Here is a 618-nt window from a genome sequence, read left to right as displayed (position 1 = left end):
TGATATCTCGAACTATGATCATCCAGGACAGCTTATAAAAAAGGCTGGGACAAACCCAATCGTGAAACAGTCCGGTGGGGGTGGTGGCTATTATGGGCGCATATCCAAACAAGGAAATGCACACCTTCGGTACGTTCTTTATCATATCGGCCATACGCTAGCCATTCACAATAAAGATCTGATGCCTTTTCAGCAACGCCTGAAGGAAAAAGGAAAACATTATCGGAAAATCTATGTCGCATTGGGAAATAAGTTTATCAAAATAGCGTTTGCAATGTTACGGGACAAAAAGCCTTTTTCATCGCATACGCCTGGATTCCAAATCCATCATGAAGTAAATAAAAAGTTAAAGTACAACTGCTTTTACACCCGTCAACAAGTAACATCGGTAGCATAATAAATAACATATCAAACTAACCACTACCTTTGGGGTCGAGGGAAGATCGAGTGGTCCCTTGAGGCTTTAGACCTCGGGTTATAGCGTGATCCACCTCGTCCTGCAAATGCGAATCGTACGTTACTCTTAAAGAATGTACTGACCAGGTTGCACTTTCTGCAGTATGAAAAACGAGGCATTATTCCACTTCAGACTCGAAAAGTAGTGGTTAGTTATTATAG

General features: G+C 41.6%; 1 protein-coding gene. It reads left to right on the top strand.

The genetic code is table 11. The features are described 5' to 3' along the window. Positions 1-397, top strand: a 397-nt coding sequence (locus tag FILTAD_RS06425) for a transposase (RefSeq protein ID WP_148085390.1), incomplete at its 5' end; no start/stop codon positions are given. Positions 398-618 lie beyond the last annotated feature (221 nt).

This window comes from Filibacter tadaridae (genome assembly GCF_900609045.1).
Taxonomy (GTDB): domain Bacteria; phylum Bacillota; class Bacilli; order Bacillales_A; family Planococcaceae; genus Sporosarcina; species Sporosarcina tadaridae.
Note: the sequence above shows the minus strand (reverse complement) of the source record. Positions and strands in the feature narration are given on the sequence as shown.